The following is a 25,737-nucleotide window of genomic DNA, read 5'->3' as shown; positions in this document are numbered from 1 at the left end:
GAGGAGCCCCTCTCTATGAATCCAAGACTGAAAAGTTCCAAAAAATGGACTAATTTTCCCAAAGAGTACTCAGATCAAATTCAGACGGTGTTCAACGAGAATTTCGCTCAATACCTTGATGAGGCTGAACTGATTATCGAAGGTCGTATCTACACCGAAGAAATTGTGCTACGCGTTGGATACCACGAGCAAGGTCGCTTGGCGCAAGCAAACTTCGAAGTTTCAATGAACTACTCCCAAGAACAACAAGACGCCCTTTCTCGTATTCACAACTGCGTGGATGCAGCTGCATCCATGATGATGGAATACTTTGAAAAAGAAGGCGAAGTTGATTTCCCTTACGTGTGGCAGGAATTTCCATTCCAAGGCAAAAAACTGTATCTTCAATACTCCACAGAAAATTCAAATCTGGAAGCCGAAGCAAACAAGCTTTTGGGCGTCGACGATGATGCTATGATTTACGAAGAGTCGGAATCAGAAGATGCTCTTTCCAGAGCCGAAAAAAGCGAAGAGCTGAGCCCTCCACGCGACGAAGACGATGAGGACTATGAAGAATCAGAAGAGGACACCGAAGACTCTGAAGATGACGACGGAAAAGGCCCGAAGATGTTTAGCGGGAATAAAAAAAAGCTCCACTAGGGAGCTTTTTTTTTATTCCGAGATTGAACACCAGAGTTCCGCCCAGGCGATATCGCCCATGTTTTTCTTTTTCATGCGGCCTCGAGTCTCCTCTGGTAAACGCACAAATAAATTCAACTCATTTACCAACACCGTGTTTTTAATTTTCGTTAAAAGCACTTTAGATTTCGTATCCCATACATTTAACGTCAGCAGATCTTTTCCATTTTCATCTGTCTGAGTCATTACCTGCAATTTAACGTAAGCATCAGATGACGTCGCTGTTTTACCAACAGCTGTTTTGATATCCAGCTTGGACGTATCTAGGTCTTCGTAGACACCCGGAACGTCAGAGCCGTCTTTGTTTTCAACGTTATAAAGGACGCTGCAGCTGAGATTTTTAGATTCTTTGGGTTGCGCGGCCCCTGCGACAATGCCGACCAGGGATGTAATAATAAGGACCAGGATTTTCATTAGGAAACTCCATTCAAAAGAATGAGGATTTCTATCATAAATCTCATGGAATTTGGGCGTTTAGGCGTCCCCGTGGCAAAAATTCAGGCTTGTAAACGAAAAAGGCCCACCCCTAATACTGGAAGTGAGCCTTACCCCTCGAGAGAGATAATCAAATCAATTATAGAGCGTAGGCACGCGCTAGGATCGCCGGAACTTGATCCAAGTTGTTTTTCGCTTGAACGATGATACGAACAGCATCTTTTTGCAAAAGTTTGCCTTCAGCCATTTTCTGGCAAAGAACTTGCTCCAAAGAGTCTGTGATTTCGTATACAGATTTGTGTTGTGGCCACAAGTTATCGATGTTGTTAGATCCACCCATACAAAGAGGGATGTAATGGTCGATTTTGAAAGCTTGGCGGTCCATTTGGCGAGTGCGGAAGCCCAACTGATCGTAGGCTGCGAAACGACCTCTTTTAACGTCAGAATCAACGTCACGCTCACAGTAATTGATACCTTCTGGATAGCGGTGTTCAGTTGGACGAGAGCACAATGAACCCGGAGTCAGATTGTGATCTGGCCCAATTGGGAATTGCTCTTGTGCGTGTGAAGTAACGGAAGCAATGAGGATCGCGAAAAGAACGAATAAGTTCTTCATTTATATCTCCAAATAGTCTGCCATTAAATGGTGGCAGGTAGAAACGCCGGACCGTATTTCCAGCATATATTTAGGTAACTTGCGGCTACTGGTACCAATCTGGGTTCGAGATGGCAATAAAATATGTACTACAAAATTTCATGACGCAAGCACTCGCGTCCACCCTCCCAAAATTAACAAATGTAAACCCCCGATTTCCCAAACAAATCCTCACCCCACCCCAAAAAAGGGAGCCCTTTGCGCACAGCAGCAAAGTGTCCAAAAAAAAGCCCCACTAAAAAGTGAGGCTTCAATTCTATTCCCAAAAACGCGCTCCGGGAACCAAGCATGTCGATAAATTCGATTTAACAAGGCGCTAGGAGGAAGGCGTACTCCTCGTACGCCGACGACGAAGCAACGCAGGTAAATCGGATTTACCGACGTGCGACGAGACTATTAGTACTCGTCGTCGTCCGACGCATTCCCGCCGGAGTCCCCCATGCCGCGTACTTCTTCGATAAACGCATTCGTATCTTCTTCAAACTCGTTCTCTGCTGCTGATTCGTCAATCTCTAGCTCCTGGATAGCAGCCAAGAAATCCTTCTCAGTACGCAAATCGCGACGGATCATCTCAAGGAACTTATCTGGGTAACGTGACGTCAATTCCTCAACGTAACGCTCAAGTTTACCATCCGTAAGGATCTTCTTACGTACTTGGATTTTCTTCCAGAACAAAAGGTAGTGATAACGGCAATACACATCAACAACCGCAACTTGATCGCAATCACGAGCGCGGCAGTAACGACGGCCTTCAGCATCTGTCAGTACGATTTCTTCGTCTGACTTGTCTTTATCTTCAGGAGCCCATTCCTCAACAACGTCGATTTCCTCTTCGGATTCTTCAACGGCCTTAAGCTCCTCTTCGTACTCCCCGATCTCATCGCCCATCATGTCGTCATCGGCGATAAAATCATCATCCATTTCAGAGTCGTCTTTTTCTTTGCCTTTGCCTTTTGCACCTTTTTTAGCGGCTTTCGCCTCTTTTTTAGGAGCAACAGCTTTTTCAGGAGCTGGAGCGGCAGCAGCCTTTTTTTCGACTTTCTCTTTTTTTGCAACTTCGGCTTTCGTCTCTTTGACTTCCTTCACGGACTTCGCAGGAACTTTTGCCTTAGGCTCAACCTTAGCTTCGACCTTTTTCTTAACTTCCGGTTTTTTGGGAGCAGCCTTTACAGGAGCTTTTTCAACCTTCTTCTTAACAACAGTTTTCGGAGCTGCTTTTTTAGGTGCAGGTTTTGACGCAGCTTTTACTGGGGCTTTTTTGGCCGGTTTTGCTGGTGTCTTTGCTGCGGGCTTCTTTTTAACGATTTTTGCCATTATTTTACCTAGTTGACGATGGTGAATGTACCTTCAAATACCTGAATCATAGAGCTTGGGCTGTCAACTCATTTCACTAGAATTGTCGCCTCTTGGCTGCGCACAGAAATGCTGCCTCTTTGTGTTGTGCCACGAAGGCGGCCACGAACACTTTTCTCTGAGCTTAACTTGTTCACTTTCAACTCATTAGGAACAAAGATCTCACCATCGACTGTGTACAAATTGACGCTAGCCCCCGAAGCTGCGGGCGAGGTGATATTGATACGACCCGCTTTGGATTTTACATCCACTTCGGAATCCAATGCCATTGTGATGCTGACGTTTCCTTCTTGGTTTTGTCCTTCAAGACGGCCTTGGAACGCCTGCAAATTCAAACTGCCTTTTCCATTTTCAAATTGGATTGTGCCCGAACCTTGGTTCACTTTTCCTGTGGCCTGCTGTGTTGAAAGCGATACGAAGCCGCGAACTTTTTCGATATTCAACTGACCAGAAAACATCGACGCATCGATGTCGCCTTGGATGTTTTTAAGATTCATCACTCCTGAATAACCGTCGGCATTTACGCGACCCACATGATCACTGACACTGATCTCACCTTTTTGCACATAAAGTTGCAAAGAGCCCGTGCCATTAGATGCCACCGTACGACCTGAAGTCATACTCACTTTCAGATCTTTGCTCCATTTTTGCGCAATGACGCTGCCACCTTTAAGCTGAATCTCCACCGGGATCGGGGCACCGGAAATCTCAATTTTTTTCATCTGAGAGTTCGCTTTCGGCAAGATATTCATCCAGGTTTTCTTACTGCCGAATTCATTCATGCTGACTTCGATGGTATTATCTTTCTTAGTCACCACGTAAGCGCCTTCCATACCTGATTCGTCCACTCCAGAGATTTTTACGGCATTTGATCCGGGCACTGCGACAAGCTGCACCTGAGCTTCAAATCCTTTAAGAACCAAACGAGTACCTTCTTGAACCGGAGCCTCAAACGTGGCTGCAAAAAGAGGCTGAACAAAAAGACTCATCAAGATGACCGTGATCGCTGACATGCGTTGTCTCCAAATTCTGAAATATTGACTCAGACTCTATTTAAGATAATTTTTTTACGATTTTCAACATGAAGAGGTGAATTATGGAAAATGTAGTGATTGTCAGCAGCGTCAGAACTCCTGTCGCATCCTTTCAAGGTGGTTTCGGTGCAGTCCCTGCTCCCAAACTAGGCGCAGCTGCGATTAAAGAAGCTCTAACTCGTGCAAATGTTTCCCCGAATGAAATCGATGAAGTCATTATGGGTGAAGTATTGACTGCCGGTGTTGGACAAGCTCCCGCTCGTCAAGCAGCTCTTTTTGCTGGCCTTAGCAACAACACTCCATGCATGACGATCAATAAAGTTTGCGGCTCTGGCCTTAAAGCCGTGATGTTGGCTGCTGATAATATTCAATTGGGTAACACTAAAATTGCAGTGGCTGGTGGTCAGGAGAACATGACTTTGGCTCCGCACTTGCTGGAAAATTCTCGTTCCGGTTACCGCATGGGCGCGACACAAATGACTGACTCCATGATCAAAGATGGTCTATGGGATCCATACAACAATTTCCACATGGGTAACGCTGCAGAGATCTGCGTGAAAGAGCATAACTTCACTCGTGAAGAACAAGATGCTTTCGCTGTTGATTCATACAAAAAAGCACAAAAAGCTTGGGCTGATGGCGTATTCAAAAACGAAATCGTGCCAGTAACGGTTGCCGGTCGCAAAGGTGACGTGGTTATCGATAAAGACGAAGAACCATTCAACACGAACTTCGACAAAATTCCTGGATTGAAACCAGCTTTCGATAAAGCGGGAACGATCACGGCGGCGAATGCTTCTAAAATCAACGACGGTGGCGCTGCTCACGTTTTGATGTCTGAATCTGAAGCTAAAAAACGTGGCGCAAAACCTTTGGCAAAAATCGTGGCTCACGGAACATTCGCACACGAACCAAAATACTTCACAACAGCTCCAGTGGGCGCAATCAAAAAAGCGCTTGCAAAAGCAAACTTGAAAGTTGGCGATATCGATCTTTGGGAGATCAACGAAGCGTTCGCAGTTGTTACTCAGGTAGCAATGAAAGAACTGGAAATCCCAGCCGCTAAAGTCAACGTCCACGGTGGTGCGGTAGCTATCGGTCACCCGATCGGTGCTTCTGGTGCCCGTATCCTTACGACATTGGTTCACGCTCTTCACACGCACAACAAACGCTATGGTCTAGCGACTTTGTGTATTGGTGGCGGCGAAGCCGTTGCTCTTATTATCGAAAAAGCTTAATCGCTTAAGGGCTGCCCAGTGAGGCAGCCTTTTTCATTTGGAGAAACATCATGAGCAAAAAAGTTTATAAAGATGCCATGTCGGCCCTTGAAGGCGTAAAAGACGGAATGACCTTGGTCGTTGGTGGCTTTGGTCTTTGCGGTATTCCTGAAAACTCCATCGCGGCCTTGGTTGAACGCGGAGTAAAAAATCTGACTTGCGTTTCCAACAATGCCGGCGTGGATGATTTTGGTTTGGGTTTGCTTTTGCAAAAACGTCAGATCAAAAAAATGATTTCATCTTATGTGGGTGAAAACGCCTTATTCGAAAAACAATATATGAGCGGCGAACTTGAACTTGAGTTCTGCCCTCAGGGAACTTTGGCCGAGCGTATTCGTGCCGGTGGCGCGGGTATCGCAGGATTCTACACCCCAACAGGTGTGGGAACTTTGGTAGCTGAAGGCAAAGAAATCAAAAACTTCGACGGTCGTGATTATGTTCTTGAGCACGGTATCGTTGGTGATTTCGCACTTGTCAAAGCCTGGAAGGGCGACAAATTCGGAAATCTTGTTTTCAGAAAAACAGCACGCAACTTTAATCCAATGGCGGCAACTGCTGGCAAAATCACTGTTGCAGAAGTTGAAGAATTGGTTGAAGTGGGTGAACTGGATCCAGATCAAGTTCACACTCCCGGCGTATTCGTTCAAAGGATTTTCCAAGGAACGAACTATCAAAAACGCATCGAACAGCGCACTGTGAGCAAGGGGTAATACATGCCACTAACAAGAGAACAAATCGCACAACGTATCTCTAAAGAAGTTCAAGATGGCTATTGCGTGAACTTAGGTATCGGCATTCCAACTTTGGTTGCAAACTACATTCCTAAGGGCATGTCCGTTATGTTACAGAGCGAAAATGGTCTTTTAGGAATGGGCGCATACCCAACTGAAGATCAAGTCGATGCTGATCTCGTCAATGCTGGTAAGCAAACTGTGACAGCCGTACCAGGAGCAAGTTTCTTTTCCAGCGCGGACTCTTTCGCGATGATTCGCGGTGGCCACGTGGACTTGACAGTTCTGGGCGCTATGGAAGTGGACGAGCAAGGTTCTATCGCAAACTGGATGGTTCCAGGCAAAATGGTAAAAGGCATGGGCGGCGCAATGGATCTAGTTGCCGGCGCTCGTAACGTAATCGTAGCCATGCAACACACTGACAAAGAAGGAAATTCCAAACTTCGCACAAAATGCACTCTGCCATTAACAGGTATCAAGTGTATCAAGAAAATTGTCAGCGATTTCGGCGTGATCGAAGTAACTGATAAAGGTTTCGTTTTAAAAGAATATGCTCCGGATTTGTCTCCGGAAAAAGTTCTCGCAGCCACAGAGGGCAAAATGACTATCGCCCCTGACTGCAAAGCGATGACTTTCTAAGTTTAACCAAACAATTCAAATCAAAAACGCAAAAAGGTACGGCCTTACTTGTTCAAGTAAGGCCGTACCTTTTTGCAGGGTCTTTGGTTTTTTGTCTACTGTCTCTAGCTAAAGTCCAGTCCGTAGTTTTCCCAGTGATCACAGGGCATTTTTTCGAGATACTAAATGCAACAATTTCTCGGGAAGGACCTGTCTGTGGCTGAGGCAAAAAAGATCGCAAAAGATAATTACTTATTTCGCGAAGGTGATCCTGCGGACGCGATGTATATTATCAAATCCGGATTGCTTGCGGTCACAAAAACAAAAGGCCAATCAGAAGTTTCTCTGGCAGAGATCAGCCCCGGTTCCATGGTTGGGGAAATGGGTTTATTCGACAACAAGCCTCGCAGTGCGAACGTTAAAGCAATCAAAGAAACAGAAGTAATCGCACTCCCCTATGAATCTTTAAATAAACAGCTAGATCAGTTGCCAGTATGGGTTCGTGCGATTCTAAAAAACCTGAATGAGACTATTCGCGAATCAAATAAAAAACTAAAGCAGCTGGAAACAGCCAATGCCGATGAAGAGCGCTTTCCACCTCATGTGATCAACAAGCTGATGTCGATTTTCAATTTTGTTTGCAATAAGTATGGAAAACCCGAAGCCAATGGCGTCAGCATATCTTCGGTCTTGCTTCGCAACTATACGATTCAAATTTTCCAGGAAGCTACGAATAAAATGAACTCACTGGTAAACGCGTTGACTGAGTTGGGTTTCGCTACTCAGGAAGACCGCGGCGATGGCACTCAAAAAATCGTTAACATGAAAGCTGCTGAACTTTTTGCTTTCGTAGACTGGCACAACGACTGGATCTACAAACAAGAAAAAGACAAAAAAGATCCTTTGACGGAACAAGAGTGTAAAGTTCTAAACGCTCTGATTCACTTTGCAAAAAAAGTTGAACCAGATAAAAAAGGTTTAAACAAAGTCAGTCTGACGGATTTGCAAAATGATTCCGTGAAAGAATTTGGTCAACTGATCAAACCTGACGACGTGAACAGCTTGATTGAAAAGAAATACTTAAATGAAAAAATCATGGATGGCTCAAGCGTTTTTGTTCTGCTGGAACTTCCGTTTGTGGAACCCCAGGCAAACAATTGGACCCTGCTAAACAACTTAAAACGCAGACTGCGCTAAAAGGCGCCTGCCGTTTTTTGTAGCGCCAACGCATTAAAAAAGCCCTGGTTAACCAGGGCTTTTTTAATTTACATATTTCGGATTTATTAGTCGATGTTTGGATCAGCCTGACAACGCAGTGGCAACTGCTCATCCGGAAGTTTCGTCAAATCTTCTCCGCCCACTGTATGAACATACAAAGAATTTGTCTTCACACCACTCGCAATAGGTTGCCCCAACGTGACGATCACTTTATCACCTGTTTTAGACAAACCATGAGTCACCAACAAGCGATCCACTTCAGACAAAATGTCTTCCATGTTTTTGTAAGGCTTAATCGCATGGGTTTGGATACCCCAGTTTAATTCCTGAGAATTCAACACCTCATGGTGCTGAGTTACCGATATGATGCGAGCTTTAGGACGGAACGATGAAATAATGCTAGCAGTTTTACCTGTGCTGGTTAGACAGATGATTGCCGTGGCATTCAATTTCAAAGCACTCAAAGAAGCACTCGCTGCGATCGATGCAGGTGTACTTAGGAATTCGCTGTCCAAAGAAATTTTGTAATATTCCTCTTCGTTGCGCTCAACTTCAAGAATGATCTCATGCATAGTGCGAATCGCTTTAAACGGATTCTTACCGCTTGCAGACTCTGCAGAAAGCATCAAGGCATCTGAACCATCCAAAACCGCGTTCGCCACGTCAGTGATCTCTGCGCGCGTTGGACGAGGGTTTTCAATCATGCTCTCCAGCATTTGCGTTGCCGTGATAACAGGACGCCCCAATTGGTTGCAAACATTGATGATACGTTTTTGGAAACCCGGCAAACGGCTTTGACCGACTTCGACAGCCAAGTCACCGCGAGCCACCATCACGGCGTCTGAAAGACGACAGATCTCTTCCAAGTTTTCGATAGCTTCGATCATTTCGATTTTAGCGACAATCTTAGCCTGAGAACCACGAGCTTCGATAATTTCACGAAGTTTGCGAATATCGCGCGCATGGCGCACAAAACTTAAAGCGATATAATCCACTTTATTCGCAATCCCAAATTCCAGGTCTTCCAAATCTTTCGGAGTCATTGGATCCACAGGCAGATTCACGCCTGGCAAGTTCATGCCTTTGCGATCTTTCAAGATACCGCCGTCGATAACGACAACGTCAACTTCGTCACCGCGAACTTGCAAAACTTCCACTTGCATCAAGCCGTCATCCAAAAGGATGCGCGTGCCTGGAGTACAAGCCAGAGGCAATTCTTTAAAGTCAGATGGGATAAGGCCCTGACGGCCCAAGACAGGTGCTGTCGTGAAAGTAAATTTTTCGCCGGGTTTAATTTCAATCTTCCCGCCTTCAATTTTACCAACGCGAACTTTCGGCCCCTGTAAATCCTGAAGGATTGTAACCGGCGCCTTCAACTCTTTTGAAAGTTTACGAAGTGAGTGGATCACCTTCAGGTGATCTTCATGTGCACCGTGGGAAAAGTTAAGGCGAGCCACGTTCATGCCCGCCTTAATTGCTTTTTCTAGATTTTTCTCATCACGAGTTGACGGCCCAATGGTCGCCACAATTTTTGCTCGTCGATCTGCTAGCATGAACCTATGCCTTCCTAGAGTATGAACTCATCTTTACAGACAAGTTTTGCATATCCTCCTGGTGGCGTCTATTCATTCTCTCAATCTGATCGTTGTGCGACTCACTGAGTTGCGCAAGCTTCGCTTCATATTGCATGGCCACAGAATCTTTCTCATTCTTACTCGCCTTGCCTTGATCTTGCATACGTTGTGAATACAACTTCTCAAGACGCTTGATTTCGCGATCTTGATTGTCTTTCATCGAAGCCAATTTGTCCTCGTATGTCTTCACAGTTTGCTCAAGTTTCGCGTTGAAGCTCTGCTCCATGCCACGGAAACGCTCCGTCATGGCTTTGTTATTAGCCACTTGGTCTTCTGTGAAACGCTGACGCTGACCTTCCATACGTTGGCTATAGTTCTCTTCCATTTGATCTAAAGAACTACCGTAGTATTCGCCCAATTTTTTTGCATTTTTATTGGAAAGATCCGTGATCTTTTTAACACGAGTTTCCGCAGAGTTATTCACTTGGATCATTTGATCCTCGTGGCTTGCTTTCATCATCTCTCGATCCGCTGACATTCGCGAATTCGTTACATTAGCCTGCGATTGATACTCACGGTCCACATTATGCAAAAGCTGCTGATTTTTTTGATTCATTTTGTCAATGCGCTCATTTGATAAGGCACGCATATCATTCACCGCATCTTCACGGCGTTGCTCAACAATGTCCATCTGCTTTTCATAGGCTTGAGTCAGATTTTTTCTCTCAATACCGCGCAGTTTTTCATTCTTAGCCATTTCATTATTCAAGCGGCTATTCAGACGTTGAATTTGAGAGTCTCGAGAGCGCACTTGAGTCGAAATACGATCATTCACCGTATCACGGAACTCTGCATTCTGCTCGTCGATAGACTGCACTTTGCTCTCCAAAGTATTTTGATACTTATCACGAACACGATTCAGCTCGGAATTCATCACTTCCTGCTTCATGTTCAAGTTATCAGAATACATTTCTTTATCATTCGTAATGACATCCGCGATCTTCTGCTGAAGACTTTCTTTTTGATCATTGCGCATACGTTCGCTTTCTTTCAAGCGAGACTCATAGGATTTGCGCATTTCATTCGTGGCACGACTTTTTGTCGCAAGCTCTTGCTGATGAGAGCTCGCCATCGCATCTCTCTCTTTTTCATGAGCATCATTCAAGCGACGCGTATTTTTGGCCACGTCCTCACGGGCGCGCTGACGATTTTCATTACTCATGCGCTGCATTTGATCGTCACGATTTTTGATTTCGGTAGTCAACTGTCCAGCCAGATTTTCTTTCTGAGACTCATTGACCTTTTTTTGCTTATCAATTTGGGCTTCATACGACTCACGCATCAAAGCGCGGTCATTATAGGATTCTTCTGTTTTATTGCGCAAAGATTCGCGATACGTATTGCGAACTTCATCAATCTTACGATTGTTGTCGAAATCTTTTTCCGTCAACAAATCTCGATTGCGTTGATTCAAAGTATCTAGCTTGTTTTCATAACTATCCGTGATGGCTTTAACATCGTCATGATAGCGTTTTTCAAGGCGCTTGATTTCCGCATTGCGGCGCTTGGCATTCTCGGTTTCCCGATTCTCATACTCTTCACGAGTCTGTCTAATTGTATCGTCCTGGCGCGAGCGGTCTGATGAAATAGAAGACATCCTTATCCTCCCAGCCTGCAGAATAGCATGTACAGCCGGAAGAAACTTCAGGACTCGGTTTTCAAAACGGAAATCAGGACCTAAGTTTTAATGGAATCATCTGTCGAAGGCACGTTTGTACATTAATTCACGGGTTTTCTGGCGCTCCATCTGAGCCTGGCGCTTTTTCTCAGCTTCAATTCGTTGGCTTTCTTGGATGGAAGCAATCTGACGAAGGGCTATCTTTTCATAAAGGCTGCCACCGCGTTCAGCCAGATCTTTCCAGTTTTCACGAAGCTCAGTCACTTCTGTTTTAAACTGCTCTTTAGTGCCTTTAAACAATTTATTCCAAAGCACCAGATGATCCTTCATGTCCACCGTTTGAATCATGCCATATTCATTCTTTCCTTTGGAATTGATCCCAGCAACCCAGAATTCAAATCCTGCAGGCACGTCCATTTTTTTGCCGTCTCTTAGGACAACATTTAAGTCAGCATTGATATTACGAATCACAAGCTTTTCACCACGGTCAATTAACCAATACTGGCCATGAGCTGCTTTTGCAGTCGCATAAGGTGTTTCAACAGTCACTTGCGGAGCTTCCTCGACCCACAACACACCTTTTACCAAACGCCATTGGGCCTGCGACAGACGCATTAAAGTTGAACCTTCAGCTGAGTGCAATTCCAGTTCTTCTTGTTTTAAGTGAAACGGAGAACCCAGAACGTGAATCGCGCAACTGTCTGCGGATTTCAAACAACCCGAAGGCTGCTGCAACGTATCTGCGGAGGCACGAACTCGAACCTCCATTTGAAACGCCATCACAAAAAGAAGAATCTGAAAGGCCTTCTTCATTATTTGAATTCCACGCTTTGAGCAAGCTTGCGGGCTTGCTTACGAAGATCTTCGTTTTTGAAGTTTTTTAGAACGGTGTTATAGACCTCAGACGCCTCATCCACCTGATTATTGATTTCACTGATTTGCCCCATGCGAAGCAAAATGAAACCTGTCAGGTCATTATCTGGATACTGAGTCACCATATCATCAATAGTCGCCAAAGAATTACGGAAATCCTTTTTCAGGAAGTAACTTTCAGCTATAAAAAAGTGAGCTTCAACACCATGAGAACTCAGTGGATATTTATCCAACAAGTTATTGAATTCTTTGATGGCTTTATCGTAGCTTTGCTGAGTGAAGTATTTTTTTGCGCGTTCAAAAATGATCGGCGACAGATCAATAGCGGATTCACTGGCTGGAGAGCGAACTGCAGACGCCAGATTGCTCACTTCAAACTTGGCCTGCAATGTTTTATTATCCGGAAGGACTTGAGCAACAGTTTGTTGAAAATCCTTAAGTTGATAACTTAACAAAGAATTATTGAATTGCTCCTTCTCAACTTTTTTATTGAGAGCGGAGATTTGAATTTCATATTTCTGATGACCGTTAAAGTGCCCAACAAGCACTCCATAGACCGCAACGATGCCGATCGTGAGGCACAAGCAGAAAACTACAAAGAGAGAGTCCTGATTCTTCATGCCCCACTTATCGGCGGGAAACAGGTAAAAATTGAGACTGTATTATTTTGAGACTGGAGTCTGGACCATAGTATAGACAACCTCAGCGTCGAGGTCTTTCCACTTACCATCCTTCATCTGCTTAGGAGCCACGCGGCCCTTCATCACTCTCAAAGTTTGGTCTTTTTCAGCAAACCAGAAATGGACAGGATCGACTAAAGCAGCAATCACAAAACTTGTCGGCTTCATCTGTACTTCCATCATCTTTTCACCATCAATTTCTTTGATACCAAGGTTACGAAGCGTGAACCCAACAGTTTCCAAGCGATCCCACACCGCAAAACGGATGGCTATGTCTTCGCCTTTTTTCAATTGCTCAAAATGGGACTTAACAAACAAAGCAAAACTGGAAGAACATACTATCAAACCCCTGGCTTTTTCTTCAGCTGATTTTTTCTTTCCGTCAGCGCCTTCGTATTCGAATTTGATTTTCTCGCTATCGACAACGATGGTGCCTTTCTCGGAAGTCTGGGGCCTTACAATTTCATAACGAAGAATTCTATCGCCTGCGACAACACCTTTTTCCGCGACCACCATTTTCCCATCCGTGTCACGAAAATCGCTCTGCACAAGAATTTCCGCCCCCTGCTGAGAAAAATCAACCGTCAAGTCATAGAGCTTTTGCTTTCGTTCCGACTTCAAACCATACAGCTGAGCAGCAACTTTTTGCTGCGCAGATAAAGTCAATGGAAACAACAAAATGACTAAGGTTCGAAACAAATTATTCATCGAAAAACTCTCCCATTTCTAATTTTAACTTGACCATTTTCTTAGCAAAATTTAGTGTTCATTCCCTGCAATCTAAAGGATATTAGCAATGAACAAAGCTCAACTGATCGAAATCATCGCTGAACGTACAAAATCTACGAAAGCTCAATCAGAAAATATCCTTGACGCTACCCTTCGTGTAATTCAAGAAGCACTTAAAAAAGGTGACGAAGTAAAGCTCGTGGGCTTTGGCACATTCTCTAAAGCCACTCGCAAGCCTCGTCAGGGTCGCAATCCAAAAACAGGCCAAGTGGTGAAAATCCCGAGTGCCCACGTGCCCCGCTTTAAACCAGGTAAAGACCTAAAAGACGCTCTTAATTAGTTCCTTCGGGGCTTAACTGCTCCGACGTAATTGACGCATAAAACTCAGGCCGATCCTTCACCTGACACCAGCCACTTAATCCGCTTTTCCAAATATGCTGATAGGGCGAAAATTTTCCTGAACGGATTCCATTTTTAATATTGGCAATTGAATAAGGACCTTCTTGCAATGGAGCGGAACCTTTCTGCTCCACCAAAACCACCCATTCCGGAAGGTTTTCATCAAGCTCCACTCCAGGAATAAACGACTGAGCTGCGGGGAACAATGACAGCTCAAAGACACTCCACTCGGCTGCGGGCTTCCACACATCGCCATGACTCTCATCCAAAACTAAATCCAGCAAACCAACTTCACCACGATGAATAAAGGCGCGCATCTCTTCCAGACTGAACGGACCCACAGGTTTTAGTTGAATGCTGCGAAACCAGGTTTTTTTCATAGCTTTTCCTTTTTACTGTGAAACGGTGTTGGCAATGACTCTACAATTTCCAACATGCCATAATACGCTACTTCGAAGTTTTCATTATCCATAGGTTTTTGCATGAAAGACGCCATTGTCGACGCCTTTAAGAGCTTCTTTTGATATCCAAAGAAAAGACGCTCCCCCATCATGCCTCCAAGTAAAGTCGCCGCCACCATATAGCTCGCTTTGCGACGAGGTTTAGCTTGAAGCTTATGACCCGGAACCCCCGTGATCACCATCAACTCATGCATTTTCTGAGCAAGAGCCAGCTGCAAAGCCTCTTTACCAATATCGGACGAATCCTTATGCACCAAGCTTGCTTTGATATCCGCAATGGTGTCGGTCTTTCTTTTTGGATTGATCATTTTGGATCCAAAATAAGCAACTGCCTCCATCCAAATCCAGCGCAGAAAGTCTTGGGGCATTTCCCAAAACAAATTCTTACTTCCACTCACCTGAGCATGAATGTACTGCATCGCTAAAGTTGACGCGTGATTCACCGTCCCCCGCGCCAAATAAGCCGCGCTGATTTCAGGCAAATAGAAAGAATACTCATCCTCAATCAGACGTTGAATCCAAATCTGCTTTTTCGCGTCATAATGTTCACGCACCTGAGTCCAAAAGGAATCATCATTGGCGGAGTAGACCGACAAAGCCGACAAGGACACATCCAAGCCCAATTCCTCGGCCATGATCTTTACATAGCGTCCAATGTGATCCGTGAAATCCAGAGGTTCAAAATCAGAATCCTCGTCATCATCCCAATCATCATCGTCTTCACTTTGGAATTGCAAACCCTCGTCGTAAGTTTGCTCTAGATACATCAAATAGTTTTGCCATTTCACCCAGGGCGGAACACTCATCAGACAAAAGGTGTTGCGATTGATACGAATGAGGTCAGTATTTCCCTCGGCACCTTGATTTAAAAGCTGGAAATAGATCTTTTCCGCATTTTGAAAGATACTAAGAACATTTTTCGAAAATGGCTTACCCAGATTTTTTTGAATTTCAGCGGGAATGTGTGCCGAAGCCAGATGCAAATCACCGTAAATCACAAAGATCAGACTCTCCGGGTGCGCCTTGGTCAGTTCTGCAATTTTTTTACCGGCAAAAACATCCCGCGACTTTAAAGTCGTAGCATTTCGTTTTGTGAAGGACTTATTAAGACCATACACGGAAATCTTATGTTTCTGAGCGTAACGCAAAAGAGGCCGATAGTGCTCCCATGGAAAACCCCATCGCGTTTCCCATTTGATGGCTTTTAAAAAATCCTTTTCAGCCATTTTGCCTTGCATGAATTTATCAATTTTTGACTGGTCAGCAGCATCAAAAAACTCCACAGCCAAAACCGTTTTACGTTCCTTAGGAATATTTCTTAAGACACGAAGCTGAGCTTTTTGTGATTGATGAAGAGCATGAAAATCCCCCATAAGAACCACTTGAGAATTCGCAATTTGCTCCCACAGGTCCGCAGGTGCGGCCGGCTGCCATTTACGGGTAAACTCACCTTGATAGGTTTTATGATAACGCATCAACTCTGGGGTATCTTCCCCCAGACGATGACGGACTTGTTTCTCCATTTGCAAATAGAGATCTTTACGAATGCGTATCCACTTCTGTATGTCGTTCAAAGCTGTCTTCCTTGATAGCCTTTCAATTTTTACATAAAATTTATTGATTTCAAACACGAATCTAAGATTGAATAAGGCATGAAACAAACTTCAAATAAAAATGTCTTCCTTACTGTCGCTCTTTTGGCAACTTTGATCGCAATCGGCTGCCACGCGTATCTGACTCAGCACTTTTATGCGGTTAAGTTCGGGACTTTGACTGGAACCTCTTTCTGCAATGTGAGCGCAACATTTAATTGCGACACGGTGACAGCCAGCAAGTTTGCTTCGTTTCTAGGAATTCCCGTTGCACTTTGGGGCTTGGTAACAAATGTTATTTTACTTTTCCTTTTAAGCGTAACTCGTTGGAATCTAACTCAAGATCCAGAGAAAACTTCACGCTATACGTTCTTGATGGCAAGCTTGGTCCTTTTAGGATCCGTCATCATGGGCCTGATTTCCGCAACAGCGATGACAGCCTACTGCCTGGTTTGCATTGGTACGTACGTACTTTCAATCATCACATTCGTGGGCGCACTTAAAGGCGCTGAAAACCTGTCAGCTCGCAACCTGACTGAGGATATTAAGGACATTTTCGTAACAGATCGTTGGATTTTGGGTTCTTTGATCTGCATCCCGGTTTTCGCCTTTGTTGCAAACCTAATGTATATGGAAAGCCAAGGCTTCGGTGATCTGCAAAAAATGACTCAAGATAAAGTACGCTCTTGGATTCCATCACCAGAGCAAAAATTCGATATCGCGAAGGGCCTTGTCCTACAAACAGGAACAGAACCAGCCGTGATGACTATTGTTGAGTTTGCAGATTTCCTTTGCCCTCACTGCAAAGATGCAGCTCCACCAATTCATGCCTTCGTAAAAGCTCACCCCGATGTAAAATTGGTTTTCAAACCATTCCCATTGGATCCGACTTGCAACCCTGCGATGCAAGGGGGCGGCGGAGACGGAGTTCGTTGCGGATTGGCAGCATCCGTTATGTGCTCAGAGCAAATTGCTAAAAAAGGCTGGGAAGCCCATGACTTTGTTTTCGAAAATCAAATGGAGATGTACAAGCTTCAATTGATCGACAAAATGCTTGAGCAAATCGCCACAAAGGTTGGAATTCCTTTGGAAGATCTGAAAAAATGCGTGAACGACCCGGCAACAAAAGAGATGATCTCTTCCATGGCTAAAGAAGGCGGCGACGCTCAAATCCAAGGGACACCAACGGTGTTTGTTAACGGAAAACTTCTAAGCGGCGGCCAATCTAAACCGATCCTAGAAGAGGTCTACAGAACTATTAAGCAGTAATAGAAAATAAAAAAGCCACCCAGAAGGTGGCTTTTTTATTAAAGTCCGACGAGTTCAACCAGCCAGTTTGCCAGCCGCCCGAAGGCATCATCAAAGACAATCACACTCGTCTGAGCGAGACCGTGAACAATATCCATCCAAAATGCCAAGATAATGATACCCAACGCAGCCGCACACAACGCGCGCACCACATAAATCGTAGAACGAGCATCCGCAATACGCAGATCCGTCTGAATTTTTTCAATAGTTTTAAGGATATACTGAAGCTCTTTAAAGTGTTCTTTAAATTTCTCGCGAAGCTCTTGTTGCTTGGCGCGAGTCAAAGAATTAATCCCCGGGAAACCACGCTTCGCCTTGATCGCATAAATCAAATCAATCCCGTGGTGGATAAATCTTGTGATCTTACCTTTAAAGTCTGGATACTCCGACGGCTCATCCAAAAAGTCTTTTAACTCTTCGATCGCGCGATCGTATCTTTCGCCCAACACCAATGTCAGAATTTTATAGCGGAAAGACTCAGGACTTCCCAACTCAGAACTATCCACCTTACCCATATCAAATAGGCCAGCGTCATCGATCTTCTTAATTTCTGATGCCATAGCGGCATTGTCTTTTAATGCTGGAACTGCCATGGATTACTTTTCGGACTTTAATATCAAACCATAAAGCCTATTTCACGAGATCTTAGTCTAGTCTTAAGCCTTTGGTTTGACGGATTTGTCTCAGGCTGAGAAACTGGATTTAGGGCGACCTAGACTTCATGGAGGAGGGCTATGGACACCGAACAATTCCAGAGCGCGAAATTAGCACATTTAGACTTCGAATTTGAGCAACACCAGCCCAGGGTCGCTCCTATTCCACTTCCCGACGAGCTTCCCAAAAGAGCTGACGTCAGTCATTTACCAAAAGAGATTTTGAAATCATCAACTGTGGAAAACCTTATTTCCCAGAATGAAGATTTGATGGCGCGACTTAAAGTTGCGATACGCAGACTCTCTTTATTGGAAAATGAGAATCAACGTCTAAGCGAGGAAAGCGCAAAAGCTCGTCTGTCACAGTCGTCCGTAACGGATCAGATTCTTGTTTGGCGCGAAAAAGACAACATGTGGAAACACAAGGTTGATCAAATCGAGCGCGAAAAAGAAATTCAGGCAGAAAAAATGCGTGCCCTTGAGCAAAAAGTCCGAGTGATGACAGCGGATATCGTCCGCCATGAGAAATATCATGATCGCATCAAAACTCAGGTGAAACCCTACATCCAGCAGCTGAAAGAATATTCAGCTGCTCAAGATGCTCGTGTTTCAGAACTTGAAGCGAGCCTCAATCATAACGAAGCCTTGCTTCGTGACCTTCGCCATCAAGTCATTGAAGTTACTAAGAATGCTCGCTACCAAGTCGAGACTTCGGATAAAAAAGCTCAAGAAATGGTTCAACATTATGAAGACCAGATCGCGAGTATGAATAAGGAACTTCAAGTACTACATCAAGCTCAAGAAGATCTTGAGGTGAAGACAGCAAAACTGCATTCAGCACTTGAACGCCAAGACACCCTTGAGAATGAGTTGATTGTTGTTCGCCGTAGCAAAGAAGAAATTCGTCATCGCCTGGAGCAAGAAATCGCGCGCCAACAAGAGCGCATGAGCGAGCTTACGCGTCAGAATCAAAAGCTGGGTGTTGAGCATGCCGACTTGCAAATCCGCGTGGTACAAGACCAAGAGTCGATTCAAAAACTGGAGAAGGAAAATCGCCAGTATTTCGAGCAACTCGAAAGTCTTCGCTACATGTGGAATGCCAAGAACGAAGAAAATGAAAAACTCAAGGCTGCAGCCGCTGCTTTGGAGCGCTTGAACCTTGAGTTGAGTCAGAAATTGAACGATATGCGTAAACAGGAATAACTTCCGCCGTCGCTGCGGCGACGGACCTAGAAACTTTGTAGAGCGCCTTCAATACTTTCATGAACTTCCAGCGCCAGGCACTGAGAAAACGCAAAAAGGCGCTGGAAATCTGGATTCAATCCCGCGATTTTCACATTCAATTGCTTAGTTTCATTCATCTCATTTAACAGACCGAAAAATGACTGAATGCCTGATGATCCCACGAAATTTAAATTCTTCATACAAAAGACGACTTTTTTGTCGGCGAAAGCGGTTAAGCAGGCTTTTTTGAATGACTGAGCTTTTTCGATCTCAATGCGGCCGCTTAAAGAAATAATAGTAATATCCCCGTCTAAAACGAGTTTCAAATCCATGAAATAATCCCTTCTTCTTCACCGATCAGGTTCTAACTTAACGGCGTATTTTCATGCCGTTTTGAGTCCAAATTTCAAGCTCGACAAAGGGCTAAAGACTCCCTACCATAGTTTGGTGCATCTACGTTTGTTCATCTTGTTTTCATCTCTATTCCTGTCTTTGGTGACGTCATCTATGGCTTTTGCTGTGGATCCGGTTCCTACACCAACGCCGACTCCTGCGGCAACGCCGACAGCACCAGCTGCAAAAATTCAGGGGATAATGCTGAATGCTGACAGCATGTTCCGCGATAACGAGAATGAAACGGTTGAACTTGAGGGCAACGTACAGATCGTTTATCAAGGTCAACACATCCGCTCCGACAAAGCCGTCGTTCACCTTCGCACTCATCGCGCAGAATTAGTGGGCAATGTCGAAATCAGCGACATGAAAAATACGATCGCTGGTTCACATATCAATCTCGATTACGAAAACAACACGGGTATTATCTATAATGGTTATGTCTCATCAGGACCTGTTGCGTTTTCCGGAAGTGTTTTAGAAAAAACCGGCGATCAGGAATTTATCGTTAGCAACGCCGACTATACGACTTGCACGAACTGTCCGGCATCCTGGAGTTTTTCAGGTTCCACCGTTCGCGCTGAAATGGGTGGTTACGCTTATATCAAGAATGCGATCTTAAGAGTTTCTGACATTCCCGTATTTTGGTTTCCGTATCTGGTTGTTCCACTCAAGAGTGACCGACAAACAGGTCTTTTAACACCTGGTTTCGAGTTATCTGACAACGGGGGTTTTACATTCTACCAACCGTACTTCTGGGCAATTTCTCGTAATACCGATGCCACGATCACACTTAAGAATTACGAAAAGCGTGGTCTAAAAGGAATGCTTGAATACCGCTATGCCTTAAATGAAGACAGTGGCGGTATTTTAAATACGGCAACACTTTACGATAGCGCCTTCGGTCACGATTCGCGCCTCAATGACTACCGCTCCCCAGCCGATAAAAATACGCCGCTTGAGCGTTGGTACGTTAAATACGATCACTACCAAACAATGCCCAACGATTACGTTCATCGTGCCAGCGTAAATCTGGCCAGTGACCTTCAGTATCCCAAAGATTTCCCTTTGGAGACAATGAATCACGGTGACTCAGCGATGGAAAGTCGCGTGTCAGTGACAAAAAATACCAAAGACACTCACACCAGTGTCGATACGTCATACTATTACAATATTTTACAAGCGGATCCATTAGCAGGAAATGAAGACGCGGTTCACCGGTTGCCGGAAATCCGCTGGTCGCAAGTTGAAAAAAACATTGGCGAGACAAATTTCGTTTACACAATTAATTTGGACTATGTGAATTTCGCACGCAGTGGGCAGGCCTATGACGACATGGTTTATGGCGTCGACGCAAATGGAAACAAAATCCGCTATGTCGACAGCACCTGCGGAACTCCACAATGGTCTGACACTCCTGGTTGTCAAAAAAAGTACGACGGCAATTATGACCCATCGACGGATCTTATTCGTACCGGTCAACGTTTGGATTTCTTACCGACACTTTCTTATCCGATCAAAGTGTCTGACGGTATCGACGTCCTTCCACGAGTAAGCTACCGCGAGACTCATTATAATTTCGAAGTCAGCGATCAAAAAAACTACGTGCGCAGATACGCCCGTACTGAACTTACCGGTCGCATGGATTTCAGTCGTATTTACGGCGATCAAGTGGATTCCAAAGCCACTCGCTTTAAGCACGAAATTATACCCGAAATTTCCTACACCAACATACCTTGGATTGATCAAGGGACGCATCCTTTTTACGGCCAAGGCAAAGTAAATGATGCTCCCTATACCTCCACAGATTCCATTTCCGACTTGGACTTGGCATCTGATTACGGCTTGCAGTTTGACTATACGGACCGCGTGTACGATCGAAATCTGGTGACATTTGCTTTAACGAATAAAATTATTCGAAAAACCTGGTTGAGTGACCGCCCTGAATATCAACAGATCGGTTACTTGAAACTTGCGCAATCCTATGACGGCACTCAAAACAATAAAGCGCAGGGTGAACCCTGGTCTGACTTAAGTGCGACGCTAGATGTGCGCTTGGCGCGTTTCCAGACATATTCTATTTTCAATTACTATCCTTATCACGGCGTCACCAATGCATCTTCACGTGTGCGCGTCTTGAATGATATGGGTCAATTTGCTCAAGTCGCTTTAACGAAGCAGTACAAAATTTCTCCGGGTAAACCTGTTGACCCAACAACACGTACAGAAGACTGGGCTTTCTCCGCAGGATTTATTTCTCGTTATGTAAATTTAATGGGTCGTTTGGTTTACGATGCAAATGCGCGCGGAAGCACCGATAATCCAAAGTCCTGGGCCTACATCGCTCAGTTTAAACCCCCCGGCGATTGCTGGATGATCACTTTGATTCAAGACCAAGTGACTGGCGGTGACACCAACTTGCGTCTCAGTGCCGAGTTCAACTTCGACGGAACACCAAAACCACCAATGCCACCAGAAGCATTGGACCAATTCGGCTTCTAATAAATTTATGTTACATCGTCTATGATTGTGATTTCTCCAAACTTGGTGACAAAGGCCCAATGGACTTCGACCAGGCAATTGAATCGCGCAGCTAGAAATACGGCAGCCCCTTTTAAACGAAATTTTTGTCGAGGTGAGATTCTTGCGTTGTAGAATGTTGTTTGATTGGCCGTTTTCACTTCGACCATTAAAAGATTTCTGCCATCAGGAGTTCGAAACAGCAAATCGATTTCGGCGTACGGAGTTTTCACACGACGCTTAAGTAACTGATAGTTTCGATGGCTATAATATTTAGAAACGAACTCTTCCGACTGAACTCCGCGCTCGTGAGCCCAGTAAGCTTTTTTAACGGACGTATTCTTTAACACCGGCAAAGGACTTGCGGTGATGGTCACACGGTCCATGCTCGACGATGGATTGCTTGTGCACTGGCGTTGAGTAACCTTTGTGTCCTTCGAAGCCATAAACTGGAAATTTCACTCCCAAATCTTTCATCAAGTTGTCACGAGTTACCTTCGCAACAATCGATGCCGCAGAAATTGGAGCCACACGCAAATCACCTTTGATCACGGTCGTTTGATGAAATCCATTTAGATTCGGAATCTTTTGATTTCCATCCACCAATACATGTCCAGAAGTCACACCAAGTGCTTCAATCGCGCGCTTCATCGCAAGCAAAGATGCCTGCAGGATATTCAGTTCATCGATCTCTTCGACACTTGCAGAGCCGATACCGACTTTATGTTTTGCTTTAATAAGTATCGCTAACTCTTCACGACGCTCTTCGGACAAAAGTTTTGAGTCCGTCACCAGATCTTGCAGATCTTCCGACTCAAAAATCACCGCAGCCGCATACACAGGACCCGCCAGACAACCGCGACCTACTTCATCGACACCGATCACCGGGGTGGGAGAAAAATCTCTCCATTCCACTTTGGGAAGATCCAGATTCTTTTTAGGCTTCGTCGCTTTTTTTGCCTTAACTACAGTCACAGACTTCGCAGATTTCCCTGCCGCCGCATACTTGATCACTGGACGTTTTGCCTTGGCAGCTTTCAACGTCTTTTTAGATTTTGCTGATTTAGTTTTTGCCATGGCTGTCGTATCCCGTTGCTTGATGCTTAAAAGTTAAAGCACGGTGATTTTAGACAGAGGCGAATTAGGTGGTCACTTGAAAACGAGATGCACAATGGACAAAAAAAGACCTGACTCGTTAGAATCAGGTCTTTTGAAATTTCATTTATAGAAATTTAAATTGGAAAACTACTCAGCTGCAGTTGCAGATTGAGTTACCAATTCAGATTCGATTTTCGCAGCTTTACCAGAAAGTTTGCGAAGGAAGTAAAGTTTAGAACGACGTACTTTACCTACGTTAACCAATTCAACTTTATCCAAAGCTGGAGAGTTGAACGGGAAAGTTCTTTCAACGCCAACGCCTGCAGAGATTTTACGAACTGTGAAAGATTTCGCAGCGCCTGCACCTTGAATTTTAGTTACGATACCTTTGTAAAGCTGAACGCGTTCTTTTTCGCCTTCTTTTACTTTTACGTATACGTTAACAGTGTCGCCAGAGTCGAAAGCTTGGATGCTTTTGTTAGCAGCCTTGATGCTTACGCGACGAACTAGGTTCGTTTCTTTAACATCAGATTTAGCTTTTACAGTCTTAGTTTTAACAGTCTTTTTTGCAGCTTTAGCCATTGCTTAGTCCCTTATGCCAATCGAATTTTCAAAAAGTAAAACAAGGGTCTACCATGGACCCATTACGCGGTCAAGACAGATACTTACTGCCGATCTCACAGAGAGATGGCGATAGTCCTGGGGCGGTGCCCCTCGGATGCTTTCTAAAACGCCGGAGCAGGATCTTAGAAGCTCTGTAGTCATGCCGTTGCCAGTACCAAATAACATGAATACGGGCTTTTTTTCTACGTGCATTTCATGACGCAACTCGCTAAACGAGTATTTTTTCAAGCCCTCATCTCGAGCTGAAGTCGAAATAAGCAAGGTCTCAGGAGTATTCCAGTCTTCCAGGGCCTTTTCAACGCTCTCGATCGCTTTAACCGTCCCTAGCGCCGTTTTTCTCATCGGGTTGAACTTGGAGCCTTGCCCCGTTCTCCAATGATCCAGAACGCGGTCTACGAACATTAGCTGCTCTTGCATCGGATGGATGATGTAATATTTTTCCACTCCGAAAGTTTGAGCCGCTCTCGCAATGTCATGAATGTCGAAATTCGTGATGTTAGTCGCCACCGTTTTGTTCTGACGGTCGCGAACCGGATAATGAACCAGGCCAATTGCCAGACGTGGAACATAGACAGAGTTTTCAGCCATTGAAGTCTTCCTCACTGAGTTCAGCAAGCCCCAAAGACTGGCGCTCCTGCTCAGACAAATTCATCCAAAATTTTTTAAGCTCTTTTAGAGGAGCTTCTTTTTTCTTTTTCTTCAGCGAGCGATACTGCTCGTTTTCTTTTTCAAGGTACGCTTGAAATAGATCAGGACGCTTCACCAAAGTGACCAAAGCCGAAACTTTATCCTTCCACTCCCCGATCAATTTGTGATTCCCACCCAACAGAACTTCTGGAACCACAACACCTTGAAATTCACGCGGGCGAGTAAAATTGGGATGCTCTAACAACCCGGCCGAGAAGCTGTCTTTATCAGCGCTCTCATTGTGTCCCAGAACCCCAGGGATAAAGCGCGATACTGCATCCACAACGACCAATGCACCCAACTCCCCACCTGACAAAACATAATCTCCAATGGAAATCTCTTCGTCGATGTAAGAATTAATAATACGTTGATCTATCCCGCCGTACCGACCACAAATCAGAACCAAATGTTCTTCCTTAGCAAGGGCGCGGGCCTTTTCATCAGTGAGCACTTCTCCTTGCGGAGACATATAGATCACCTTTGAATTTTTATGTTTCACTTTTAGAATTGTTTTTTCCAGAGTCTCGGCCAGCATGATCATGCCGTCGCCGCCACCGAAAGGACGATCATCCACAGTTTTGTGGCGATCTGCCGCGAACTCACGAGGCGTGTGAGCTGCAACGGTCAGTCGATCACTCTTTAGAGCCTGCCCCAGAACGCCGTAAGATACAGCGCTCTCAATCATCTCTGGGAAAAGAGTGATCACATCGACTTTGAGCATTTATGCGTTCTCTAGGTCGAACAAGCCTTCTGGTAGGTCCATCACCACAGCTTGGTGTTTGAAATCGATTTTTTTGATGAATGCATCCACGAACGGAACTTCAACTTTTTTACCGTTCGCTTCCACAACCAAAAGATCTTGAACACCATTGCTGGAGAAATCCACGATCTCGCCCAGGATGTTTTGTTCCGTGTCTTTCAATTTGAAGTTTTTGATTTCCGCTAGGTAAATCGTTTCGCCTGGTTTAGAAACCATCAGATCTTCTTCGATCAAGAATTCCATGTGCTCAACACCTTCAGCAGCCGTGCGATCCGCGATCTCAGCGGCTTTCACGATCAAACCTTTTTTGAAAGGTTTTGTGCGCTCAACAGTGTATTCGTTTGTAGAACCATCTTTACCTTGAAGAACGAATTTCTTCATACGTTTTGCCCAAGCGATCTCGCCCGAGAAAATAAGAACATAAAGATCGCCCTTCAAACCATGGGCTTCTCTGACTTTTCCAACCAATTTCATAAGTACCTCAA

Annotated in this window: 28 protein-coding genes and 1 riboswitch; of the genes, 9 read left to right on the top strand and 19 right to left on the bottom strand. The window is 44.7% G+C overall.

All coding sequences use genetic code 11. From position 1 onward, the window contains the following. Positions 1-15: 15 nt before the first annotated feature. Positions 16-639 (top strand): hypothetical protein, encoded by a 624-nt coding sequence (locus tag DOM22_RS09830; protein WP_142700184.1) that lies wholly within the window; start codon positions 16-18, stop codon positions 637-639. 12 nt (positions 640-651) lie between these two features. On the opposite strand, the gene DOM22_RS09825 is transcribed toward DOM22_RS09830, so the two are convergent. The 4 genes from DOM22_RS09825 to DOM22_RS09810 form a co-directional block, all read right to left on the bottom strand. Next, entirely contained in the window at positions 652-1,092 is a 441-nt protein-coding gene (locus tag DOM22_RS09825; RefSeq protein WP_142700183.1) for a hypothetical protein, read from the bottom strand. A 160-nt stretch (positions 1,093-1,252) separates the two neighbouring features. After that, positions 1,253-1,729: an HNH endonuclease signature motif containing protein gene (locus DOM22_RS09820; protein ID WP_142700182.1), complete on the bottom strand. Its 477-nt coding sequence runs from the start codon at positions 1,727-1,729 to the stop codon at positions 1,253-1,255. Beyond that, a riboswitch (purine riboswitch) is annotated at positions 1,723-1,821 on the bottom strand. It overlaps the preceding gene by 7 nt. Positions 1,822-2,164: 343 nt before the next feature. Then, the gene (locus DOM22_RS09815; RefSeq protein ID WP_142700181.1) at positions 2,165-3,082 is read right to left on the bottom strand and encodes a hypothetical protein; all 918 of its coding nucleotides are present in this window, start codon (positions 3,080-3,082) and stop codon (positions 2,165-2,167) included. A 68-nt stretch (positions 3,083-3,150) separates the two neighbouring features. Next, positions 3,151-4,134, bottom strand: a complete 984-nt coding sequence (locus DOM22_RS09810; protein WP_246845928.1) for a hypothetical protein — start codon at positions 4,132-4,134, stop codon at positions 3,151-3,153. Positions 4,135-4,217: 83 nt separating this feature from the next. Between DOM22_RS09810 and DOM22_RS09805 the strand changes: the two genes are divergently transcribed. The 4 genes from DOM22_RS09805 (at position 4,218) to DOM22_RS09790 (ending at position 7,978) form a co-directional block, all read left to right on the top strand. Next, positions 4,218-5,393 carry an acetyl-CoA C-acetyltransferase gene (locus tag DOM22_RS09805; protein ID WP_142700180.1) on the top strand — a complete coding sequence of 392 codons (1,176 nt, stop codon included), beginning with the start codon at positions 4,218-4,220 and terminating at the stop codon, positions 5,391-5,393. A 50-nt stretch (positions 5,394-5,443) separates the two neighbouring features. Continuing rightward, entirely contained in the window at positions 5,444-6,142 is a 699-nt protein-coding gene (locus DOM22_RS09800; RefSeq protein WP_142700179.1) for a CoA transferase subunit A, read from the top strand. 3 nt (positions 6,143-6,145) lie between these two features. Continuing rightward, the gene (locus DOM22_RS09795; RefSeq protein ID WP_142700178.1) at positions 6,146-6,802 is read left to right on the top strand and encodes a CoA transferase subunit B; all 657 of its coding nucleotides are present in this window, start codon (positions 6,146-6,148) and stop codon (positions 6,800-6,802) included. A 165-nt stretch (positions 6,803-6,967) separates the two neighbouring features. Next, a complete protein-coding gene (locus DOM22_RS09790; RefSeq protein ID WP_246845927.1) occupies positions 6,968-7,978 on the top strand; it encodes a Crp/Fnr family transcriptional regulator in 1,011 nt (336 codons plus the stop codon). 86 nt (positions 7,979-8,064) lie between these two features. Here DOM22_RS09790 and pyk read toward each other — a convergent pair whose 3' ends face one another. The 5 genes from pyk to DOM22_RS09765 all read right to left on the bottom strand — a co-directional run bounded on the left by pyk (position 8,065) and on the right by DOM22_RS09765 (position 13,512). Next, positions 8,065-9,552 (bottom strand): pyruvate kinase, encoded by a 1,488-nt coding sequence (gene pyk, locus DOM22_RS09785; protein ID WP_142700176.1) that lies wholly within the window; start codon positions 9,550-9,552, stop codon positions 8,065-8,067. A gap of 4 nt (positions 9,553-9,556) precedes the next feature. Continuing rightward, entirely contained in the window at positions 9,557-11,230 is a 1,674-nt protein-coding gene (locus DOM22_RS09780) for a hypothetical protein (RefSeq protein WP_142700175.1), read from the bottom strand. A gap of 96 nt (positions 11,231-11,326) precedes the next feature. After that, on the bottom strand, positions 11,327-12,064 hold the full coding sequence (locus tag DOM22_RS09775) for a hypothetical protein (RefSeq protein WP_142700174.1): 738 nt from the start codon (positions 12,062-12,064) through the stop codon (positions 11,327-11,329). Continuing rightward, positions 12,064-12,744 (bottom strand): tol-pal system YbgF family protein, encoded by a 681-nt coding sequence (locus tag DOM22_RS09770; protein ID WP_142700173.1) that lies wholly within the window; start codon positions 12,742-12,744, stop codon positions 12,064-12,066. Before DOM22_RS09770 ends, DOM22_RS09775 begins: the two co-directional genes overlap by 1 nt. Positions 12,745-12,786: 42 nt before the next feature. Then, positions 12,787-13,512, bottom strand: a complete 726-nt coding sequence (locus DOM22_RS09765) for a hypothetical protein (RefSeq protein WP_142700172.1) — start codon at positions 13,510-13,512, stop codon at positions 12,787-12,789. A gap of 88 nt (positions 13,513-13,600) precedes the next feature. Here DOM22_RS09765 and DOM22_RS09760 point away from each other — a divergent pair, with 88 nt between their 5' ends. Continuing rightward, positions 13,601-13,873: an HU family DNA-binding protein gene (locus DOM22_RS09760; protein WP_142700171.1), complete on the top strand. Its 273-nt coding sequence runs from the start codon at positions 13,601-13,603 to the stop codon at positions 13,871-13,873. On the opposite strand, the gene DOM22_RS09755 is transcribed toward DOM22_RS09760, so the two are convergent. Next, on the bottom strand, positions 13,866-14,312 hold the full coding sequence (locus DOM22_RS09755) for a GYF domain-containing protein (RefSeq protein ID WP_142700170.1): 447 nt from the start codon (positions 14,310-14,312) through the stop codon (positions 13,866-13,868). The genes DOM22_RS09760 and DOM22_RS09755 overlap by 8 nt on opposite strands. Next, positions 14,309-15,967, bottom strand: coding sequence for a ChaN family lipoprotein (locus DOM22_RS09750; protein ID WP_246845926.1), 1,659 nt, complete (start codon positions 15,965-15,967; stop codon positions 14,309-14,311). The genes DOM22_RS09755 and DOM22_RS09750 overlap by 4 nt, the downstream gene beginning before the upstream one ends. 78 nt (positions 15,968-16,045) lie before the next feature. On the opposite strand from DOM22_RS09750, the gene DOM22_RS09745 reads away from it, so the two are divergent. Continuing rightward, complete coding sequence (locus DOM22_RS09745) at positions 16,046-17,254, top strand: DsbA family protein (protein ID WP_142700169.1); 1,209 nt, start codon at positions 16,046-16,048, stop codon at positions 17,252-17,254. A gap of 38 nt (positions 17,255-17,292) precedes the next feature. Here DOM22_RS09745 and DOM22_RS09740 read toward each other — a convergent pair whose 3' ends face one another. Next, positions 17,293-17,886 (bottom strand): hypothetical protein, encoded by a 594-nt coding sequence (locus tag DOM22_RS09740; protein ID WP_142700168.1) that lies wholly within the window; start codon positions 17,884-17,886, stop codon positions 17,293-17,295. 141 nt (positions 17,887-18,027) lie between these two features. On the opposite strand from DOM22_RS09740, the gene DOM22_RS09735 reads away from it, so the two are divergent. Further along, the gene (locus tag DOM22_RS09735; RefSeq protein ID WP_142700167.1) at positions 18,028-19,149 is read left to right on the top strand and encodes a hypothetical protein; all 1,122 of its coding nucleotides are present in this window, start codon (positions 18,028-18,030) and stop codon (positions 19,147-19,149) included. A gap of 26 nt (positions 19,150-19,175) precedes the next feature. Here the strand turns inward: DOM22_RS09735 and DOM22_RS09730 are convergent, their stop codons facing one another. Beyond that, positions 19,176-19,502 (bottom strand): STAS domain-containing protein, encoded by a 327-nt coding sequence (locus tag DOM22_RS09730; protein ID WP_142700166.1) that lies wholly within the window; start codon positions 19,500-19,502, stop codon positions 19,176-19,178. Positions 19,503-19,677: 175 nt separating this feature from the next. On the opposite strand from DOM22_RS09730, the gene DOM22_RS09725 reads away from it, so the two are divergent. Further along, on the top strand, positions 19,678-22,065 hold the full coding sequence (locus DOM22_RS09725) for an LPS-assembly protein LptD (RefSeq protein WP_142702176.1): 2,388 nt from the start codon (positions 19,678-19,680) through the stop codon (positions 22,063-22,065). A 5-nt stretch (positions 22,066-22,070) separates the two neighbouring features. Here the strand turns inward: DOM22_RS09725 and DOM22_RS09720 are convergent, their stop codons facing one another. The 6 genes from DOM22_RS09720 to rimM form a co-directional block, all read right to left on the bottom strand. After that, positions 22,071-22,469 (bottom strand): YraN family protein, encoded by a 399-nt coding sequence (locus DOM22_RS09720; RefSeq protein WP_142700165.1) that lies wholly within the window; start codon positions 22,467-22,469, stop codon positions 22,071-22,073. Continuing rightward, positions 22,411-23,160, bottom strand: coding sequence for a ribonuclease HII (locus DOM22_RS09715; protein WP_142700164.1), 750 nt, complete (start codon positions 23,158-23,160; stop codon positions 22,411-22,413). Before DOM22_RS09715 ends, DOM22_RS09720 begins: the two co-directional genes overlap by 59 nt. A 168-nt stretch (positions 23,161-23,328) precedes the next feature. Next, complete coding sequence (gene rplS / locus DOM22_RS09710) at positions 23,329-23,763, bottom strand: 50S ribosomal protein L19 (protein ID WP_142700163.1); 435 nt, start codon at positions 23,761-23,763, stop codon at positions 23,329-23,331. Between the two features lie 48 nt (positions 23,764-23,811). Then, on the bottom strand, positions 23,812-24,393 hold the full coding sequence (locus tag DOM22_RS09705; protein ID WP_142700162.1) for an RNA methyltransferase: 582 nt from the start codon (positions 24,391-24,393) through the stop codon (positions 23,812-23,814). Next, the gene (gene trmD / locus DOM22_RS09700; RefSeq protein WP_142700161.1) at positions 24,386-25,213 is read right to left on the bottom strand and encodes a tRNA (guanosine(37)-N1)-methyltransferase TrmD; all 828 of its coding nucleotides are present in this window, start codon (positions 25,211-25,213) and stop codon (positions 24,386-24,388) included. The genes DOM22_RS09705 and trmD overlap by 8 nt, the downstream gene beginning before the upstream one ends. Further along, a complete protein-coding gene (rimM, locus tag DOM22_RS09695; RefSeq protein WP_142700160.1) occupies positions 25,214-25,726 on the bottom strand; it encodes a ribosome maturation factor RimM in 513 nt (170 codons plus the stop codon). Positions 25,727-25,737: the final 11 nt, after the last annotated feature.

The sequence above is a fragment of the Bdellovibrio sp. ZAP7 genome (assembly GCF_006874645.1).
GTDB lineage: Bacteria > Bdellovibrionota > Bdellovibrionia > Bdellovibrionales > Bdellovibrionaceae > Bdellovibrio.
The sequence above is the reverse complement of the archived record's forward strand: the minus strand, read 5'-3'. Positions and strand labels throughout refer to the sequence as shown.